Annotated in this window: 16 protein-coding genes; 7 read left to right on the forward strand and 9 right to left on the reverse strand. The window is 72.6% G+C overall.

The genetic code is table 11. The annotated features are described in order from the left end of the window. Positions 1-97 precede the first annotated feature (97 nt). From ACZ46W_RS26675 to ACZ46W_RS26685, 3 genes are read right to left on the reverse strand one after another with little or no spacing between them, the layout of a single operon-like run. Entirely contained in the window at positions 98-1,321 is a 1,224-nt protein-coding gene (locus tag ACZ46W_RS26675) for a glycosyltransferase 87 family protein (RefSeq protein ID WP_468342394.1), read from the reverse strand. A 26-nt stretch (positions 1,322-1,347) separates the two neighbouring features. Next, positions 1,348-2,136 carry an ABC transporter ATP-binding protein gene (locus tag ACZ46W_RS26680; protein ID WP_468342397.1) on the reverse strand — a complete coding sequence of 263 codons (789 nt, stop codon included), beginning with the start codon at positions 2,134-2,136 and terminating at the stop codon, positions 1,348-1,350. Then, entirely contained in the window at positions 2,129-3,037 is a 909-nt protein-coding gene (locus ACZ46W_RS26685) for an ABC transporter permease (RefSeq protein ID WP_468342400.1), read from the reverse strand. Before ACZ46W_RS26685 ends, ACZ46W_RS26680 begins: the two co-directional genes overlap by 8 nt. A gap of 123 nt (positions 3,038-3,160) precedes the next feature. On the opposite strand from ACZ46W_RS26685, the gene ACZ46W_RS26690 reads away from it, so the two are divergent. Further along, positions 3,161-3,772, forward strand: coding sequence for a TetR/AcrR family transcriptional regulator (locus ACZ46W_RS26690; RefSeq protein ID WP_468342403.1), 612 nt, complete (start codon positions 3,161-3,163; stop codon positions 3,770-3,772). A 112-nt stretch (positions 3,773-3,884) separates the two neighbouring features. Next, positions 3,885-4,523: a dTDP-4-dehydrorhamnose 3,5-epimerase gene (rfbC, locus tag ACZ46W_RS26695; protein ID WP_468342406.1), complete on the forward strand. Its 639-nt coding sequence runs from the start codon at positions 3,885-3,887 to the stop codon at positions 4,521-4,523. A 4-nt stretch (positions 4,524-4,527) separates the two neighbouring features. On the opposite strand, the gene rfbD is transcribed toward rfbC, so the two are convergent. The 3 genes from rfbD to ACZ46W_RS26710 are packed head-to-tail and all read right to left on the reverse strand — an operon-like array spanning position 4,528 to position 7,429. Then, on the reverse strand, positions 4,528-5,346 hold the full coding sequence (gene rfbD, locus ACZ46W_RS26700) for a dTDP-4-dehydrorhamnose reductase (protein WP_468343384.1): 819 nt from the start codon (positions 5,344-5,346) through the stop codon (positions 4,528-4,530). Between the two features lie 26 nt (positions 5,347-5,372). Beyond that, positions 5,373-6,362 carry a dTDP-glucose 4,6-dehydratase gene (rfbB, locus tag ACZ46W_RS26705; protein ID WP_468342409.1) on the reverse strand — a complete coding sequence of 330 codons (990 nt, stop codon included), beginning with the start codon at positions 6,360-6,362 and terminating at the stop codon, positions 5,373-5,375. After that, a complete protein-coding gene (locus ACZ46W_RS26710; protein ID WP_468342412.1) occupies positions 6,359-7,429 on the reverse strand; it encodes a glucose-1-phosphate thymidylyltransferase in 1,071 nt (356 codons plus the stop codon). The genes rfbB and ACZ46W_RS26710 overlap by 4 nt, the downstream gene beginning before the upstream one ends. 226 nt (positions 7,430-7,655) lie before the next feature. Here ACZ46W_RS26710 and ACZ46W_RS26715 point away from each other — a divergent pair, with 226 nt between their 5' ends. The 5 genes from ACZ46W_RS26715 to ACZ46W_RS26735 all read left to right on the forward strand — a co-directional run bounded on the left by ACZ46W_RS26715 (position 7,656) and on the right by ACZ46W_RS26735 (position 14,774). Beyond that, a complete protein-coding gene (locus ACZ46W_RS26715; RefSeq protein ID WP_468342415.1) occupies positions 7,656-8,882 on the forward strand; it encodes a glycosyltransferase 87 family protein in 1,227 nt (408 codons plus the stop codon). Between the two features lie 35 nt (positions 8,883-8,917). Then, positions 8,918-10,462 carry a methyltransferase domain-containing protein gene (locus tag ACZ46W_RS26720; RefSeq protein ID WP_468342418.1) on the forward strand — a complete coding sequence of 515 codons (1,545 nt, stop codon included), beginning with the start codon at positions 8,918-8,920 and terminating at the stop codon, positions 10,460-10,462. A 10-nt stretch (positions 10,463-10,472) separates the two neighbouring features. Further along, the gene (locus ACZ46W_RS26725) at positions 10,473-10,847 is read left to right on the forward strand and encodes a DMT family transporter (protein WP_468342421.1); all 375 of its coding nucleotides are present in this window, start codon (positions 10,473-10,475) and stop codon (positions 10,845-10,847) included. 61 nt (positions 10,848-10,908) lie between these two features. Continuing rightward, entirely contained in the window at positions 10,909-13,134 is a 2,226-nt protein-coding gene (locus ACZ46W_RS26730; RefSeq protein ID WP_468342424.1) for a CDP-glycerol glycerophosphotransferase family protein, read from the forward strand. Next, on the forward strand, positions 13,131-14,774 hold the full coding sequence (locus ACZ46W_RS26735; RefSeq protein ID WP_468342426.1) for a glycosyltransferase family 2 protein: 1,644 nt from the start codon (positions 13,131-13,133) through the stop codon (positions 14,772-14,774). The genes ACZ46W_RS26730 and ACZ46W_RS26735 overlap by 4 nt, the downstream gene beginning before the upstream one ends. Before the next feature lie 33 nt (positions 14,775-14,807). Here the strand turns inward: ACZ46W_RS26735 and ACZ46W_RS26740 are convergent, their stop codons facing one another. From ACZ46W_RS26740 to ACZ46W_RS26750, 3 genes are all read right to left on the reverse strand, one after another. Continuing rightward, a complete protein-coding gene (locus ACZ46W_RS26740) occupies positions 14,808-17,039 on the reverse strand; it encodes a bifunctional glycosyltransferase/CDP-glycerol:glycerophosphate glycerophosphotransferase (RefSeq protein ID WP_468342429.1) in 2,232 nt (743 codons plus the stop codon). A 68-nt stretch (positions 17,040-17,107) separates the two neighbouring features. Next, positions 17,108-17,974 carry a carbohydrate ABC transporter permease gene (locus ACZ46W_RS26745; protein WP_468342432.1) on the reverse strand — a complete coding sequence of 289 codons (867 nt, stop codon included), beginning with the start codon at positions 17,972-17,974 and terminating at the stop codon, positions 17,108-17,110. Continuing rightward, positions 17,971-19,320 carry a carbohydrate ABC transporter permease gene (locus ACZ46W_RS26750; RefSeq protein ID WP_468342435.1) on the reverse strand — a complete coding sequence of 450 codons (1,350 nt, stop codon included), beginning with the start codon at positions 19,318-19,320 and terminating at the stop codon, positions 17,971-17,973. The genes ACZ46W_RS26745 and ACZ46W_RS26750 overlap by 4 nt, the downstream gene beginning before the upstream one ends. Between the last annotated feature and the right edge of the window lie 3 nt (positions 19,321-19,323).

Genomic DNA, 19,323 nt, shown 5'->3' on the forward strand with positions numbered 1-19,323 from the left:
CCCCCCCCCCCCCCCCCCCCCCCCCCCCCCCCCCCCCCCCCCCCCCCCCCCCCCCCCCCCCCCCCCCCCCCCCCCCCCCCCCCCCCCCCCCCGCGTCTCACAGCCCCTTGAGCGAGGGCGGTCCCGGCACCGTCGCCGCCCACAACTGCCGGCACGACAGCAGCGCGGCCGCCACCAGCAGCCCGTTGCGCAGCGCCACCACCGCGCAGCCGACCGGCGTCACGGCGATGACGTCCTCGTACAGCACGGGGTACGCCAGCGCGCTGAGCGCCGCCGCCGGCACCAGCAGCAGCGCCACCGTGCGCTGGCTGGTCTCCCGGCACGTCAGGCAGACCGCGCCGAGCCCCAGCAGCCACACCATGTACTGGGGGCTGATCACCCGGCTGGTCACGGTGAACAGCAGCACGGCGGTGAGGGCGGCGTCCACCGGAGTCGCCGCGCTCCACTCCCACGACCGCACCCGCCACAGCAGCAGCCAGCAGAAGGCGAGCGCGGTCAGCACCAGCGCGAAGTGGGCCACGCTGGAGGCGTACGGCCCGGCCAGCTCGAAGGCCCCGTACCGGTAGCGGACCTCGCCGGGCCACCACCCGAACAGCTTCGCCAGCGACAGCGCGGTGCCGCCGACCGACTCGATCTGCACGCCCCGGCTGCCCTGCTGGCGGGCGAAGTCCAGGGTGTGCGAGAACCCGAGCGCCAGGACGGTGAACAGCGCGCCCGCCGCCACCAGCGCCGCCGCCCACGCCCGGCGCGTCAGGTGCCCGCGCGGCGTGCCCAGCAGGGTGAGCAGGGGCCACACCTTCACCATGGCCCCGAGCCCGGCCAGGGTGCCGCCGAGCCGGGCGTGCCCGCCGCGCAGGGCCAGCAGGCCGAGCACCGCGACGGCGGTGACCTGGACGTCGTACCGCGCCAGCGGCAGGTGCAGCAGCAGCGGCAGGCCGGCCACCCACAGCCAGGCACCGCTGGTCCCGGCCCGTGCGAGCGCGAAGGTGACGAGGGCGTCGGCGAGCAGCGTCAGGGCGACGAACGCCTGGTAGTACGTCAGCCCCGGCACATGGCCCGGGGCCAGGAACACCAGCCCGGCGCCGGGCGGGTACTGCCAGGTGACGTCGTCGGGCGGGAACGTGCCCTGCGAGAGCTGCTGGTACCAGTGCCGGTACAGCAGGTAGACCTCGCGGCCGATCCCGCCGATGCCGAGGCTGTCGCGCCACAGCAGCACGAGCATCCCGGCGCGCGTGAAGGCCCACACGGCGGCCAGCGGGAGTGCTGAGGACCGGTCCGTGAAGATTGGCGTGCGGCGTGCGCTGATCCGATAAATGGTCATCGGTGCGCACTGTAGCCCGCTATGCCCTATTTCTTCCTGGTGTGTGCCTCATACGCATCAACGACGTCCCCCGCCGGGCCGTCCATCACCATCCGTCCGGCCTCCAGCCAGATCGCCCGGTCGCACGTCTGCCGGATCGCCGAGTTGCTGTGGCTGACCAGGAAGACCGTCCCGGCCTGCTTCCGCAGCTCGCTGATGCGCTCCTGGCTGCGCCGCTGGAACTTCGCGTCGCCGGTGGCCAGCGCCTCGTCGATCAGCAGCACGTCGTGGGACTTGGCGGCGGCGATGGAGAACCGCAGCCGGGCGCCCATGCCGGAGGAGTACGTACGCATCGGCAGCGAGATGAAGTCACCCTTCTCGTTGATCCCCGAGAAGTCGACGATGTCCTGGTACCGCTCCTGGATCTCCTCGCGCGACATGCCCATCGCGAGCCCGCCCAGGATGACGTTGCGCTCGCCGGTCAGATCGCCCATCAGGGCGGCGTTCACGCCCAGGAGGGACGGCTGTCCGTGCGTGTAGATCCGGCCCTCGCTCGTCGGCAGCAGGCCCGCGACCGCCTTGAGCAGGGTGGACTTGCCCGACCCGTTGGAGCCGATCAGCCCGATCGCCTCGCCCTTGTACGCGGCGAAGCTGACGCCCTTGACGGCGTGGACCGTCCGGGTGCCGGGCGCCGCCTTCGTCCGGGACAGCATCCGGCCGAGCGCGGCCGTCGCGCTGCCCTTGCCGGCCCGGCCGGCTCCCTGGACCGTGTACGTGATGTGCACGCCGTCCGCGACGACGGTCGGAATCCGCTTCCCCGCATGCGTTTCAGCCACGGCCGTACGTCTCCTCCGCCTTCCAGAACCAGATGAACCCGCCCACGGCGGCCAGTAGGGCCCAGCCGGCCGCCACGGCCCAGACGTGCGGCGGGAGCTGGTCCGAGGTGAAGCTGTCGATGAGCGCGAAGCGCACCAGGTCGATGTACACGGCGGCCGGGTTGCACTCCAGGGCCAGCAGCACGGCGTGCGGCAGGTGGTTGTTCGCGAGGACGTGCTCGACGCTCCACATCACGCCGGACACGTACATCCACGTCCGCAGCAGGAACGGCATGAGCTGCGCGATGTCGGGCGTCCGGGCCGCGAGCCGCGCCATGACCAGCGACACGCCCGTGTTGAACAGCGACTGGAGGAACAGCGCCGGAACCGCCAGCAGCCAGGACCAGCCGGGTGTGACGCCGAAGCAGAACAGGATGACGACCAGCGCGCACAGCGAGAAGACGAGCTGCTGGAGCTGTTGCAGGGCCAGCGCGACGGGGAGGCTGGCGCGCGGGAAGTGCAGGGCCCGTACGAGGCCGATGTTGCCGCTGATCGCGCGCGTGCCCGTCATGATCGAGCTGGACGTGAAGGTCCAGATGAACACGCCGGTGACCAGGAACGGCACGAAATCCGGCACGCCGTCCCGGGTGTTCATCAGCACGCCGAAGATGAAGTAGTAGACCGCCGCGTTGAGCAGCGGGGTCATCACCTGCCACACCTGGCCGAGCCGCGCCTGGCTGTACTGGGCGGTCAGCTTGGCGGTCGCGAAGGCGGTGATGAAGTGCCGCCTCGACCAGAGCTGCCGGGTGTACTCGGGCAGGGAGGGCCGTGCGCCGCTGACGGTGAGCCCGTGCCGGAGGGCGAGCGCGCGGAGGTCCTCGTGCTGCTCCGTCGGTGGTGGCGCGAGTGTCTGCGTACTCACAGGGCGGTCTCCCTCGGCGCGGGCGGATGAGCGACGGAACGGACCCGTTTCGTCGCTACGGGGAGAGTAGGACGATGAGACGTCGGAACGCAACCGTCCCGTCGTGACGCGCGGGCCGGCGCTATGATCCCGGGCATGAGCACACCGCCGCCCCGCCGGCAGCCCGCCGGAGCCGCCGTCCTCCGGGAGGACGTCACCGAAGCGATCCGGGCCGCCGTCTTCGAGGAACTGGCGGCCGTCGGGTTCGCCCGCATGTCCATCGAAGGCATCGCCCGGCGCGCGGGCGTCGGCAAGACCGCCGTCTACCGGCGCTGGAAGTCCAAGCTGTCGCTCGTCCTCGACCTGCTGACGGCGTTCGCCGCCCAGGGCCTCCCGGCCCCCGCCACCGGCTCGCTGTACGGGGACGTCCGCGCCCTGCTGGAGGTCGCCGCGCACGCGCTGCGCCACCCGGTCGCCTCCCAGGTCATCCCGGACCTCCTGGTGGAGGCCGCCCGCCACCCGGAGATCGCCGACGCGATCAAGGCGGCCCTGCTGGACGGCCAGCAGGGCGTGGCCGCCCTGGTCGTCCGCGACGCGGTCGCGCGCGGCGAACTGCCCGAGGGCGCCGACCCCGACCGGGCGCTGGACCTGATCATCGGCCCGCTCTACTGGCGCCTGGTCGTGGTCCGCACACCGCTCCCCGAGGGCTACCTCGACGACCTGGCGGCGTCGGCGGTCGCGGCGCTGAAAGCCTGAGGGCTTGAGGGCTTGAGGGCTTGAGGGCCGTCACCCGCTCGGCGGCGTCTTCGGTGACGGCCGGGGCGCCGGGCGGTTGAACCCACCGACACGAAAGGACGGTGGGTCACGCGTGCGTGAGACGAGCATCGAAGGCGCCTGGGTCATGGAGCCGCGGGTCTTCCGGGACAACCGCGGCAGCTTCCACGAGTGGTTCAGGGCGCCGGAGCTCCACGAGGCGGCCGGATACGGGCTCGGGCTCGCCCAGGCGAACTGCTCGGTCTCCGCGCGGGGCACCCTGCGGGGCGTGCACTTCGCCGACGTACCGCCGGGACAGGCCAAGTACGTCACCTGCGTGCGCGGCGCCGTCCTGGACGTGATCGTCGACGTCCGCACCGGCTCGCCCACCTACCGGGCCTGGGAGGCCGTCCGGCTCGACGACCGGGACCACCGGGCGGTCCACCTCGCCGAGGGGCTCGGCCACGCGTTCATGGCCCTCACCGACGACGCCACCGTCGTCTACCTCTGCTCGAGCGGCTACGCCCCCGCCCACGAGCACGGCGTCCACCCGCTCGACCCGGACCTCGCCATCGACTGGCCGGCCGGCCTCACCCCCGTACTCTCCGAGAAGGACGCCTCCGCCCCCACGCTCGCCGAAGCCGAACGCGCGGGCCTGCTGCCGTCCTACGAGTCGTGCGCCCAGTGGTACGCGGCGCTCCGCACCGGCACGCCCGGCGCGACCGGGCCGCGCGTCCCGGCGACCCGCCGCTGACCGGCTACCGGCCGGCCGCCACCAGCGCCCCGAACCCCTCCGCCAGCGCCTCCCGCCAGTCGCGCAGCGGCGGCAGGTCCGCCTCCCGCCAACGGGCGTGGCCCAGCACGCTGTACGCGGGTCGGGGCGCCGGGCGGGGGTGGGCGGCGCTCGTGGTGGGCCGGACGCGCCCGGGGTCCGCGCCCAGCAGGCGGAACGTCTCGCGGGCGAGGTCGTACCAGGTGCCGTCCCCGCTGTTGGTGGCGTGGTAGACGCCCGGGGGCGCGCCCACGAGCCGGACGAGCAGCCCGGCCACGTCGGCGCTCCAGGTCGGCTGGCCGCGCTGGTCGTCCACGACGTCCACGTACGGCCGGGACCCCTCCAGCCGGATCATCGTCCGTACGAAGTTGGCGCCGCCCGCCCCGTACAACCACGCCGTGCGCACCACGTACCCCCGCTCGGGCAGGAGTTCCAGGACCGCCCGCTCACCGGCCAGCTTGGTGCGCCCGTACGCCGTGCGCGGCCCGGGCACCGCTGTCTCGGCGTACGGCACGCGCGCGTGGCCGTCGAAAACGTAGTCGGTGGAGACGTGCACCAGGGCGCAGCCGACGAGGGCGCACGCCTCGGCCAGGTGCCGCACCGCCGTCCCATTGACCGCCAGGGCGTCCGGCTCCCGGGACTCGGCGTCGTCCACCGCCGTCCAGGCGGCGCAGTTGACGACCACGGAAGGGCGCAGCGCCCGCAGCGCGGCCAGGACCGCCTCCCGGTCCGTCACGTCCAGGTCCCGCCGCGTCAGGCCGATCGCGCCGTCCCCCGCACACCGCAGCACCTCCCGCCCGAGCATCCCGCCCGCGCCGGTCACCACCCAGGTCACAGCGCCGCCCGGTCCAGCAGGGGCCGCCACCAGGAACGGTTCCGCTCGTACCAGGCGACGGTCTCGGCCAGCCCCGTCGCGAAGTCCTTGCCGGGCCGGTAGCCCAGTTCGTCGCGGATCTTCGTCCAGTCCACCGAGTAGCGCCGGTCGTGGCCCTTGCGGTCCTCGACGTGGTCCACCCGCGACCAGTCGGCGTGACACGCGTCGAGCAGCGCGCTTGTCAGCTCGCGGTTGGACAGCTCCGTACCGCCGCCGACGTTGTAGACCTCGCCCGCGCGGCCCCGGGTGCGGACGAGTTCGACGGCGCGCACGTGGTCGTCGATGTGGAGCCAGTCCCGCACGTGCGAGCCGTCCCCGTACAGCGGCACCCGGCCGCCCTCCAGGAGCCGGGTGATGAACAGGGGGATCACCTTCTCCGGGAAGTGGTGGTGCCCGTAGTTGTTGGAGCAGCGCGTCACCCGCACGTCCAGGCCGTGCGTGCGGTGGTAGGACAGGGCGATCAGGTCGGCGGACGCCTTGGTCGCGGCGTACGGGGAGGTGGGCCGCAGCGGCTCCTCCTCGGTCCACGAGCCCGTGTCGATCGAGCCGTACACCTCGTCCGTGGAGATCTGGACGACGGTGGAGATACGGTTCCGCAGAGCCGCGTCCAGCAGCGTCTGGGTGCCCAGCACATTGGTGCGTACGAAGGCGTCGGCGCCCAGGATCGAGCGGTCGACGTGCGACTCGGCGGCGAAGTGGACGATCTGGTCGTGCTCGGACACCAGCTTGTCGACCAGGACCGGGTCGCAGATGTCGCCGTGCACGAAGGCGAAGCCGGGGTGGTCGCGCACCGGGTCCAGGTTCGCGGGGTTGCCCGCGTAGGTCAGTCGGTCGAGGACGGTGACCTCCGTGCCGCCGGGGCCCGAGGGGCCCAGCAGCGTACGGACGTAGTGGGAGCCGATGAAGCCGGCTCCGCCGGTCACCAGGACACGGGTGGCGGTGTTCATGCCGAGATCTGCACCTTGCTGTGATCGCCGAGCACCAGGCGGTGGGCGGCCGGGATGGGCGGGGCGGGGGTGATCTCGACGTTACGGCCGATGAGGGACGCCTCGACACGCCCCACGCCGAGCAGCGACGAGCCGCTGAGCACGATGGAGTACTCGATCTCGCTGTCGGTGACCCGGCAGTTCTCCGCGATGGACGTGGACGGCCCGATGTAGGAGTTCTCCACGACCGTGCCCGCGCCGATGATCACCGGGCCGACGATGCGCGACCCGCGCACGGTGGCGCCGCCGCCGATGCGGACACGGCCGATGATCTCGGTGGCGTCGTCGACGGACCCCTCGTTGCGCGGGGTGAGGAGCTCCAGGACGGACCGGTTCACCTCCAGCATGTCGGCGACGTTGCCGGTGTCCTTCCAATAGCCGGAGACGACGGTCGACTTGACGGTGCGGTGCTCGTCGATGAGCCACTGGATGGCGTCGGTGATCTCCAGCTCGCCCCGCGCGGACGGCTCGATGGAGCGCACCGCCTCGTGCACGGCGCGGGTGAAGAGGTAGACCCCGACGAGCGCCAGGTCGCTGCGGGGGTGGGCGGGCTTCTCCTCCAGCTTGGCCACCCGTCCGTCGACGTCGAGCTCGGCGACCCCGAAGGCGCGCGGGTCGGGCACCTTGGTCAGCAGGATCTGCGCGGCGGGCCGGGTGGCGCGGAACTCCTCCACCAGGTCGGTGATGCCCCCGACGATGAAGTTGTCCCCGAGGTACATGACGAAGTCGTCGTCCCCGAGGAACTCGCGGGCGATGAGCACGGCGTGGGCGAGGCCGAGCGGGGCGTGCTGCGGGATGTAGGTGACGACGAGGCCGAAGCGCGAGCCGTCGCCGACGGCCGCCCGGATCTCCTCGGCGGTGTCGGGGGCGACGATGATGCCGACCTCGCGGATTCCGGCGGCGGCGATCGATTCGAGCCCGTAGAAGAGCACCGGTTTGTTGGCCACGGGGACGAGCTGTTTGGCGGACGTGTGCGTAATGGGGCGCAGCCGGGTACCGGCGCCCCCCGAGAGGACGAGTGCTTTCACTTCACTGGCCTGCCTGTCTGCCTCAACTGACGGGGACAAGGTGCAGGTTGTGAACGAGAGTTGAGCGCCACGAATTACGTGCCGCCGTGGGCCATACGTGTGATTCGGCGAAGCCGCCCCGGCGCGATAACGCCCACTCAGCACCCACGCGGTGAACTGCATTGCGGCTTAAGTGTGTTAATAGGTGCTTCGCGTGGTGTGGTCGGTATTGCTACGTTCGACAACCATGAACGTCCGAATGTCGTCCCTGTCCTGGGATGTACGGAAAGCCCGGATCATCGTCATCGCTGTCGCGGCGGTCGCGTTCGTGTCGAAAGTGGCGCTCGCGGCGAACACGCGCGGGCCGGCCGATGTGCGGTTCTTCTGGGGTTTCGCACGGGCCATCGCCCGGACGGACCCGGTACGGATCTACGCCGAGCAGATGCCGTGGCTGCCGGTCTACAACCACCCGCCGCTGGCGAGCTGGATGCTGCTGGGACTGGAGTGGCTGGCCCAGCAGGGCGTGCCGTGGCGGCCCCTGATCCGCTTCCCGGCGTGTCTCGCCGACTTCGTCACCGTGCTGCTGGTGTTCGCCATCGTGCGGCGCCGGGCCACTTCGCTGCGCACGGCGGTGTGGTGCGCGGTCGGCGCGGCGCTCTGCCCGGTGCTCGTGGCCACGTCCGGCTACCACGGCAACACCGACTCGGTCGCCGTGATGTTCGCGTTCGCCGCCGCGTACCTGCTGGTCGACCGGGGCAGGCCGGTGGTGGCGGGGCTCGCGGCGGTGCTGTGCTTCAGCGTCAAGCTCATCCCGGTCGTCGCCGTGCCGCTGCTCTTCGCCACCGCCTGGCGCGCCGGCGGCCGCCCCGTGCTGCTGCGGTTCACGGCCGGGTTCGCCGCGCTGTTCCTCACCGTGTGGGGGCCGGTCGTGGTGACCGTACCGGGCGGGCTGAAGGCGAACGTCCTGGAGTACGCGGGCGGCAACTTCAGCTTCTGGGGCATCGTCCGCTTCGCCCGCTGGGCCGACGTCCCGGAGTCGTACGTCACGCTGCTGCGCGGCGACGGCCACTTCCTGATCGTCGCCGGGATCATGGCCGTGGGCGTCTGGCTGGTCTGGCGGCGCCCGGCCGACGCGCCGCTCGCCGTCGCCACCACGCTCGGGCTGCTGCTGTTGCTGAGCACGGCGTCGGGCGTCCAGTACCTGGCGTGGCCGGCGGCCGGGCTGTTCGTCGTCGGCCTGTGGCAGGGCGTGGCGTACGGCGCCGTCGTCGGAGCCGTCGCCGCCTCGGTCTACTCCGGCCAGCGGCCGGTGCACTGGACGGACACGGAGATGGCCTTCGGCGCCCTGGGCTGGGCGGTGCTGGCCCTCTGCGTCGCCTCGGCCATCCACCGCGCGGTCGCCACCGGACGCCGGCCCGCCCAGGCGACGGCACCGCCCCCGGCCCGGCCCGCCCCGGCACCCGCCACCGACTGACCTGCCCCCGACCCCCCGCGAGAGTGGAGAAGCCCGTGACGGAAGGCCACAGCAGCAGCGCGACCAGTCCCAGGATCGGCATCCTGGTGGTGGCGTACAACGCGGAAACGACGCTGGAGAAGACCCTCGACCGCATCCCCGCCGACTTCCGGCCGAGGATCGCCGAGATCCTGATCCTCGACGACGCCAGTCATGACGCGACCTTCACCGCCGGCTGCCGCTGGTCCCAGCTCGACGGGATGCCGCCGACCGTCGTCATGCGGCACACCAAGAACCTCGGGTACGGCGGCAACCAGAAGGCCGGGTACGCGCTCGCCGCCGAGCGGGGACTCGACATCGTCGTCCTGCTGCACGGCGACGGGCAGTACGCCCCCGAACTGCTGCCCCGGATGGTCGAGCCCCTCGAACGCGGCGAGTGCGACGCCGTGTTCGGGTCCCGGATGATGCGGCCCCGCGACGCCCTCCGAGGCGGCATGCCGCTCTACAAATGGCTCGGCAACCGCGTCCTGACCCGGCTGGAGAACAGACTGCTCGGATCGGAGCTGACCGAGTTCCACTCCGGCTACCGTGCCTACAAGGTCGATGCCCTGCGGCGCCTGCCCATCGAGCGCAACACCGACGCCTTCGACTTCGACACCCAGATCATCGTGCAGATGGCCGACGCCGGGATGCGCATCCGCGAGATCCCCATCCCCACCTACTACGGCGACGAGATCTGCTACGTCAACGGCATGCGCTACGCCAAGGACGTCGTCAAGGACGTCCTCGAATACCGGCTGGCCAAGAAGGGCTTCGGGACGTGCGGGTGGATCCCCAAGCCCGTCGAGTACGCCTTCAAGGAGGGCGACGGCTCCTCCCACGCCGTCATCCTGGACCGGATGCGCGACCTGCCGCCCGGCCGCGTCCTCGACGTCGGCTGCTCCGGCGGCGCGTTCGCCGAGCGCCTCGAAGCCCTCGGCCACACGGTCACCGGCATCGACCGCGTCGAGGTCGACGGCGTCCGCGAGAAGTGCTCCGGGGGCTTCTTCCTCGCCGACCTGGAGGAGGGCCTGCCCGAGGGCATCGGCGAGGGGTACGACTACGTCGTCGCCGGCGACGTCGTCGAACACCTCTCCCGCCCCGAACGCCTCCTCGCCCAACTGCGCGCCGTACTTCGCCCCGACGGACACGTGCTGCTGTCCGTGCCGAACTTCGGCCACTGGTACTCACGGCTGCGCGTCGCGCTCGGCATCTTCGACTACGACCGGCGCGGCATCCTCGACGAGACGCACCTGAGGTTCTTCAGCCGGGCCAGCCTCCGCCGCACCGTGCGCGCCGCCGGGTACGACGTGCTGTCCATCGGCGCCACCGGCGCGCCCTTCTGGTCCGTGCTCGGGAGCGGACCGGTCTCCCGGGTGCTCGGCGCCGTGTCGAAGGTGCTCACCCGGCTGCGGCCCACCCTCTTCGGCTACCAGTACGTCGCACTGCTCACCCCGCATGCGGCGCGGACGATCATCGCTGGGGAGCACATCGATGTCCAGGACATCCTCAACCGTCAGTTCGTCCCCGTGGACGCGCCCACCCACCGCCTCGGCGTCTAAGAGGCGGACGTTGACCCTGCCCAGCCTGATGCTGCTGCTGTTCGCGGTGTTCTCCTCGGCGGCCGGCCAGATCATGCTCAAGCACGGCATGAAGGCCGCCGCGACCGCCGCCGAGAGGGCCGGCGGCTCCCTGGCCGTGCGCGCCGCGACCACCCCCTGGGTGGTGCTGGGCCTCACCGTCTTCGCGATCTCCGCCGTCGCCTGGATGTCCACCCTCGCCCGGGTTCCGCTGTCGATCGCGTACCCCTTCAACGCCCTCGGCTATCTGCTGATCGTGCTGGCCGGCTCCACGCTGCTGCACGAGCGGACCTCGGTGTGGACCTGGGCCGGCTCGCTGCTGGTGGTGATCGGCCTGGTGACGGTCTTCCTCGGCCAACGGAACTGACGCCCACGGAACTGACGCCCAACCGATCCACCTCTGCAAGCTCCAGAAGGACCGCCCGCCCATGCCCACACTCAGCGTCATCGTCTCCGGCCCCGCCCCGCTCGGCCGGCTGCGCGCCTGCCTGGACAGCGTCACCGCCCAGACCCCGCCCGACCTCGACATCGTCGTCACCGTCCCCGACACCGACGACCCGGCCCGGGCGCTCGCCGCCCACCACGAGCTGCGCGACCCGCGCGTCACCCTCGTGCCCGTCGCCCCCGGCGCCCCGGCCGCCGCCGCCCGGGCCGCCGCCGCCCACGCCGCGACCGGGGACCACCTCCAGTTCCTGCACCCCGCCATCGACCGGCTTCCCGACGGCGCGGCGGCCGGCCTCAGCGCCCGCCTCCGCGCCCTCCCGGCACCGCCGGACGTGCTGCTCTTCGACCACCACCACGCCCACTGGTGGGACGACGCCGTGCCCAGCGGCGGAGCCGACCTCCTCGCCGCCACTCCCGGCCCCACCACCCTCGCCGCCCGCCCCGCGCTCCTCGACACCGCGCCGCTCCTCGGCAACCGCCTCATCAGCGCCCGGCTGCTGGCCGAACACCCCGAGCTGATCGGCACCGAAGGCCACGACGAGCTCTACCTCTCGTACGCCGTCCTCCTCCTCGCCCGGCGGATCACCGCCACCACCGCCGTCGGCCTGATCCGCCACAAGGACCGCCCCAGCCAGCGGCGCGCCGCCGGACCCGAGCAGCACTTCGCCGCCTTCGGCCAGTACGAACGCCTCCACCAGCTCGCCCACGCCGCCGCCGCGCCCACCGCCCTCCGCACCCGGCTCTACGACCTGATGGTCGGCGACTACCTGGCCACCCTCGCCCGGCGCGACGAACTGCCGCCCGCCCTCCTCACCGAGTACTTCCGGCGCGCCGCCCGCCACACCGCCCGCTTCCGCCCCGAGGGCCACCAGCGGCCCGGCGGCCTCGACGGCGTACGCCACGCCCTCCTCGGCCACGGCGCCCACCTCGCCTACCGGCTGCTGCGCATCGCCAACGACAAGCGCCGCGCCGTCCGGGCCGGGGCCGCCACCCGCGCCGAGAAGGTGACCGCCGCCCGCGCCCGCCACCGCTACCGCCGCGGGCTGCGCCGGAGCATCGACGAGGACCTCGCCGTCTTCTCCGCGTACTGGGGGCGCGGGGTCCACTGCAACCCCGCCGCCATCGCCGCCGAACTCGCCGAACTGGCCCCCGACATCCGCCAGGTCTGGATCGCCGACCCCGACCGCGTCCCGCTGCTGCCGCCCGGCACCGACCACGTCGTGCCCGGCACGCCCCGCTACTGGGACGTCCTCGCCCGCGCCAAGTACCTCGTCAACAACGTCAACTTCCCCAACAGCGTCGTCAAACGCCCCGGCGCCGTCCACCTCCAGACGCACCACGGCACCCCGCTCAAGCGCATGGGCGTCGACCAGCGCGACCACCCCGCCGCCGCCCAGGGCCTCAACCTCGAAGCCCTGCTGGAGCGCGTCGACCGCTGGGACTACAGCCTGTCCGCCAACAGCCACTCCACCGAGACCTGGCAGCGCGCCTACCCCGCCGGATACCGGTCCCTCGACTACGGCTATCCCCGCAACGATATCCACTACCGCGCCACCGCCGCCGATGTCCGCACCGCCCGCGCCAAGCTCGGCATCGAGCCCGGCCACCGCGCCCTGCTGTACGCCCCCACGCACCGCGACTACCAGGCCCGCAGCCGCTGGACCCCCCGCCTCGACCTGCCCCGGCTCGCCGACGACCTCGGCGACGACACCGTCCTGCTGGTGCGCGGCCACTACTTCCACGACCGGCTGCCCGCGCCGGTACGCCACGACCGCGTCCTGGACGTCACCGGCTACGACCCCGTCGAGGAACTCGCCCTGGCCTCCGACGCGCTGATCACCGACTACTCGTCGATCATGTTCGACTACGCCAACCTCGACCGCCCCATCGTGCTGCACACCGACGACTGGGAGACCTACACCGCCACGCGCGGCGTCTACTTCGACATCACCGCCGAGCCGCCCGGCCACGTCACCCGCAGCCAGGACGAGCTCACCGGCATCCTCCGCGACGGCACCTGGTGCGACGAGGCGGCCGCGAAGCAGCGCCACGACTTCCGGCTGCGCTTTTGCGAGTACGACGACGGGCGCGCCGCCGAGCGGGTCGTACGCCGCGTCTTCCTCGGCGAGGGCGAGGAGAGCCTGCCGCCGGTCCTGCCGCTGGAGCGGCGTACCCCCGCCCCCACGCCCGAGGAGGCCGCGCGGCCATGAACGCCTTCCCCGACGTGACCGTCACCGTCATCGTCCACAACGACGCCGAGCGGCTGCCGCGCGCCGTCGCCTCCGTACGCGCCCAGACCCACCGGGACATCGAGATCGTCATCAGCGACGACCACTCCACCGACGCCACCCCGCAGGTCGCGGCGGAGCTGGCCGAGCGCGACGACCGCATCCGGGTGGTGAGGCTGGAGCGCAACAGCGGCGGCTGCGGCGCACCCCGCAACCGTGCCCTGGAGACCGCCCGCGCGCCCTACCTGATGTTCCTCGACAGCGACGACGAACTCCCGCCGCGCGCCTGCGAACTGCTGCTCGCCGCGCACGCCGAGGCGGACGTCGACTTCGCGATGGGCGCGGTGGAACGCGTGCGCACCGACACGGGCGACGTCTCCCCGTGGATGGCGCACCTCTTCGCCCGGCGCCGCACGGTCCGGGGCATCGAGGACGAGCCACGGCTGCTGTTCGAGCCGCTGTCGACCAACAAGATGTACCGCAAGGAGTTCCTGGACCGGCACGCCCTCCGCTTCCCCGAGGACGTCCACTACGAGGACCAGCTCTTCTCCGCCCGCGCCTACACCCTCGCCCGTTGCTTCACCGTCATCACCGAACCGGTCTACCGCTGGTACATCGCGCCCTATGCGGCGGCGGACGCCGCGACCATCTCCAACCGGCGGCATCTGATCTCCAACGTGCGGGACCGGGTGACGATCGCGCGGCTGATCGACGACTTCCTGGCCGAGCAGGGAGTGTCGGCGGCGGTACGCGAGGAGAAGGACCACAAGTTCCTCTCCCACGACCTCCGCCTGTACGCCGGTGACCTGCCCTACCGGGAACCGGCATGGGTCGAGGAGTTCGCGGCCGAGGTGCTCCCGTACCTGGCGGGACTGTCCGCCGCCGCCTTCGGGCGCATGCGGCGCGACGAGCGGGTCGTGGTGGGGCTGCTGCGCGAGGGGCGGTACGAGGAGGCCCGGCTCGCCGCCCGGGGGCTGGGCCAGGGCGTCGGACCCCGCCGCACGGTCACGGACGGCGACGGGCGTACGTACTGGGGGAGCGAACCGCCCCGCACACCGGCCGGCCGCGCCGACCTCGACCTGACGGAACTGGACCTGGTGGGCTGCCCCTTCGGATCCGCCCGGTTCCGGCACGAGATCACCCGCGTGGGGCGCGGCGAGGACGGCGCCGTCGAGCTGCGGCTGCGCACCTACGACCCGGGGCGGCGCCTCCCGCTCGCCCCCCTGCCGGCGCGAGTGCACGTCTCGCCGGGCGGGCGGCGGCTGACCGTGCCGCTGCGGATGGACCCGGCGGGGCGGGGCGTCTTCGAGGGCGCCGTACGGCTCGACGTGGCCGCCGCCCCGCTGCCCGCCCACGGCTTCCATGGCGTGCGGCACCCCGTGCTGGAGGTGACCGACGGGCGCGCCGGCAACACCGGGGTGCTGCTCGCGCCCCTGGACTTCGCGCCCTTCGAGGTGCCCGGGGCGGGGCGCCACCGCGTCACGGTCGAGCCGGAGGGGCGGGAGGCGGGGCGGTTGCAGCTCCGCTGGCGGCCCGGGGGAGTGGCGGGCAGGCTACTGGGCCCCGTGGTGCAGCGGGGGCCCGTGCGCCGGGCCGCCAAGGCGCTGATCGGCTCCCGCTAGCGCGGCGCCGGGAGGCCGGCGGGCGCCGGGGGGCTAGCGCGGCGCCGGGAACAGGACCGCCCCCGCCCCGCCCAGCGACGGGGCCGGGCGGCGCTCCTCCAGCGGGACGACGGGCGGCAGGGCCCCCGGGTCCTCGCCCAGGAACAGGTGCCGCACCACCCGCTCGGCCGCGTACCCGTCGTCGTACGGGCAGAAGCGCGCCCGGAACGCGGCCCGCAACTGCGCCGAGCGCGAGCCGCGCCAGTGGCCGGAGGCGAAGATGTCGACCAGCTCGTCCTGCGTGCGGGCCACCGCGCCGGGCGGGAAGGCCCGCAGGTCGAAGTAGGTGCCACGGGCCGCTTGGTACGCCGCCCAGTCCTCGGTGTGCACCACGATCGGCCGGTCGAGCACCGCGTAGTCGAACATCAGCGACGAATAGTCCGTCAGCAGCGCGTCGGACGCCAGGCAGAGCTGCTCGACGGACGGATGCTCCGACACGTCGATGAGCCGGGGGCTGCCCGTCGCGGCGAAGGGCGCGCCGTGCGTGGGGTGCGGGCGGGCGAGGACCACGTACCGGGGGCCGAGCGCCCGCAGCAGCCGCTCCAGGTCCACCAGCGGCGGCTGCGGGCGCACGTAATCGCGGTGCGTGGGGGCGTAGAGGATCGCGGTGTGGCCCTCCGGGATGCGCAGCGACTCGCGCAGCCGGGCGACCTCGGCGGCGGTGGTCCGGTGGAAGACGTCGTTGCGCGGCGAGCCGAACTCCAGCATGCGGTAGGCGGCCGGGTAGACCCGCTCCCACACCAGGCTGGAGTGCCGGTTGGCGGACACCACCGCGTCCCACTTGTCGATGTTGCGCAGCAACTGCGCGAAGTCCATGTCCCGCGCGGCCGCCGGCCGGTACTGGAGGTCCAGGCCCATGTGCTTGAGCGGTGTGCCGTGCTGGGTCTGGATCAGGAGCTGGCCGCGCCGCTTGACCAGCCGCCGGTCGAAGTTGACGTTGTTCACCAGGTACTTGGAGCGGGCCAGCGCCGTCCAGTACGCGGCCGACCCCGGGCGCAGTCTGCGCGTCGCGGGCGGCACGGTGTGGAAGTGCTCGGGCCCGCACACCCACGCGGTGCGCACGTGCGGGGCCAGCTCGCGCACCCGCTCCTCGATGGCGGCCGGGCCGCACGCGTAGCCGCGGTTCCAGTAGGCGGCGAACACCGCCCGGTCCTCGCGGAGCGGCAGGCAGAGCTGGACCTTGTAGTGGAGCTGGAGCAGCGCGCCGCGCAGGGCCCGGGCGCTGGAGGAGGCGTACCGCCCGGTCCGCTTCAGGTGCGCGCGGGCGGCCGTGATGGCGCGGTACGTGCGGTGGCTGCCGAGCCGGACCAGGGCGTGGCGCAGCCGGGTGGTGAACTTGGGCGTGGCGCCGCGCGTGCGGAAGCGGCGGTAGTGGCGGCGGGCGCGGCGGAAGAAGTCGGCGCGGGAGCCGCGCGGGAGCCGGCCCCGGGCCGAGAACACGGACGTGAAGTGGTCCGCCATGCGCCGGAACAGCACCGGCCGCCAGCGCGCCAGCTCGGGGCGGGAGTCGATGAACGCGAAGACCCGCTCGTACTGTTCGAACAGGTCGAAGTGGCTCAGGCTGGTGGTCCGCAGGATCGAGCCGGTGCGGCGCTGGCGGTAGTGGACGCAGACCCGGTCGAGCGTCGCGATCGACCCGGCGGCCATCAGCGCCGGGTACGTCCAGGGGGTGTCCTCGTAGAAGCCGGGCGGGAAGGTGAACCCCTCCCGCTCGACGAACTCCCGCTTGTACGCCTTGTTCCACACCACCATCAGCACCTTCAGCAGCCCCGGCCGCTCGGTCAGCGGGAAGGGCGCCGGGCCGGCCTCGGAGAGGTGGCTGCGGAACTCGTGGCGCACCGTCTCGCCCGACCAGTAGACGCGGGCGTAGTCGTAGACCAGCAGATCGGGCGAGCCGGTCTCCTTCAGGCGGTCGGCGATGGCCTGGAGGGCGCCCGGTACGAAGGTGTCGTCGCCGTCCAGGAAGACGATGTAGTCGCCGGTCGCCCGGGCGAGCCCCGCGTTGCGGGCGGGCCCCAGCCCGGCGTTCTCGGACAGGTGCACGGCGACGACCCGGCGGTCGCGGGCGGCGAACTCGTCGATGACCGCCCCGCAACCGTCGGGCGAACAGTCGTCCACGGCGATCAGCTCCAGGTCCTCGAAGGACTGGGAGAGCACCGACTCCAGGCACTCGTGCAGATAGGCCTGGACCTTGTACGCGGGGACGATGACGCTGAACCGGGGCATGGCCCGGGAACGTCGGATGAACCGACCGGGTTACGCCCGCCGTGGCATACGGGGGACGGCCGCGTACCTCATTTGACCGCACCCGCCATCACACCGGAGACGAACTGCCGCTGGAAGGCGAAGAAGACGGCGAGCGGTATCACCATCGACACGAACGCGCCGGGCGCCAGGATGTCCACGTTGTTGCCGAACTGCCGCACCTGCTGCTGGAGCGCCACCGTGATCGGCGGCGACTCGGAGTCCGCGAAGATCAGCGCGACCAGCATGTCGTTCCACACCCACAGGAACTGGAAGATGCCGAGCGAGGCGATGGCCGGGCCGCCGAGCGGCATGACCACCCGCGTGAACAGCCGGATCTCACCCGCCCCGTCCAGCCGGGCGGCCTCCAGCAGCTCGCGCGGGATCTCCGCGAAGAAGTTGCGCAGCAGGAAGATCGCGAACGGCAGGCCGAACGCCACGTGGAACAGCACGACGCCCAGCGTCGTCTCGAAGATCCCGACCGCGCCGAACAGCTTCGACACGGGTACGAGCGCCACCTGCACGGGCACCACCAGCAGCCCCACCACGACCAGGAACCACCAGTCCCGGCCCGGGAACTCCATCCACGCGAAGGCGTACCCGGCGAGCGACCCGATCACGACGACGAGGACGGTCGCCGGCACGGTGATCAGGACCGTGGAGAGCAGCGAACCGGTGATGGTGTCGTTCTCCAGGATGTTCGCGTAGTTGGTGGCGGTGAGCTGGGCGGGCGCCGTGAACACCGTCCACCAGCCGCTCGCGTTCATGTCGGCCGGGTCGCGCAGCGAGGACAGCAGCAGGCCGACGGTGGGCATCAGCCAGAACAGCGCGACCAGCACGAGGAACACCCGCATGACCCCGCCACCGGTCCGCGCCGCGATCCGCGCCGCCACCGACGCCTTCGGCCGCTCGCTCATCGCCGGGTCTCCTTCCGGATGCGCCGGATGTTGAAGAACATCACCGGGATCACCAGCAACAGCAGCAGGACCGAGATGGCGCTGCCCACGCCGAGGTGCGCGTCCGTGCCGAACGACGAGCGGTAGAGCTGGAGCGCGAGCACGTTCGCGTCGTCCTGCACCGAGCCGGGCGCGATGATGAACACCAGGTCGAAGATCTTCAGGACGTTGATCATCAGGGTGACCAGGACGACCGCGAGGACCGGCGCCAGCAGCGGGACCGTCACGCGGCGGAAGACCTGCCACTCGTTGGCGCCGTCCACCCGGGCCGCCTCCAGCAGCTCGCGCGGCAGGCTCGCCAGGCCGGCGGCGATCAGCACCATCGCGAAGCCCGCCCACATCCAGACGTAACTGCCGATGATGGCCGGGGTGACCAGGGACGGGCCGAGCCAGTCCACGCCGTTGTACCGCTCCCGGAAATTGCTCTCCGGCAGCCGCAGATACGCGCCGTCCGCCTCCTCGGGCAGCGAGAACGTGCCGTCGGCGGCCGCCGTCGCCGTGGCGACGACCCGGCCGTCCTTCACCGCCTCCACCTTCAGGCCCTTCAGGCCCAGCTCCTTGGCGTCGATGGTGTTGGACGTGCCGCCACCGCCCCGGGTGAAGTCCAGCCACGCCGTGCCCGACACCGCGTCGCCGGACGGCTCCGGCGCCTTCGCCGGCTCGGCGTCGCCCGGCATGTCCGGGGGCGCCACGCCGATCAGCGGCAGCCTGGCGGGCGTCCCCGCCCGCACCGGCTCCTTGGTGATGAACGCCCCGCCGCCCGCAGCCTTCAGCGGGTGGACGCCCAGCGGCCGCGCCTTGGGGTAGCCGGCCGTCTCGGCGAACGTGTCGTGCACGCCCACCCAGACGGCGTTGGCGACGCCACGGTCCGGGTCCTGCTCGTACACCAGCCGGAAGATGATCCCGGCGGCCAGCATCGAGATCGCCATCGGCATGAAGACGATCAGCTTGAACGCCGTACCCCACCGCACCCGCTCCGTCAGGACCGCGAAGATCAGGCCGAGGGCGGTGGCGACGGTCGGCGCGACCACGACCCAGACGGCGTTGTTCTTGACGGCCGTGAGGATCGTGTCGTCGGTGAAGATCTCGACGTAGTTGTCCAGCCCGGCGAAGCCGCTGCCGGCCTGGTCGAAGAAGGACCGGTAGAGCGAGTACCCGATCGGGTAGACCACGAGCGCGCCCAGCAGCACCAGCGCGGGCAGCAGGAAGCCGGCCGCGACGAGCTTGCGGGTGCCGGTGACGCTCTTGCGTGAACCCGGGGGCGCCGGCGACGTGCTCGCCGCGCCCCCCGCTGTCGGCGCCGCCATGGC

The organism is Streptomyces sp. NPDC031064 (assembly GCF_055570965.1).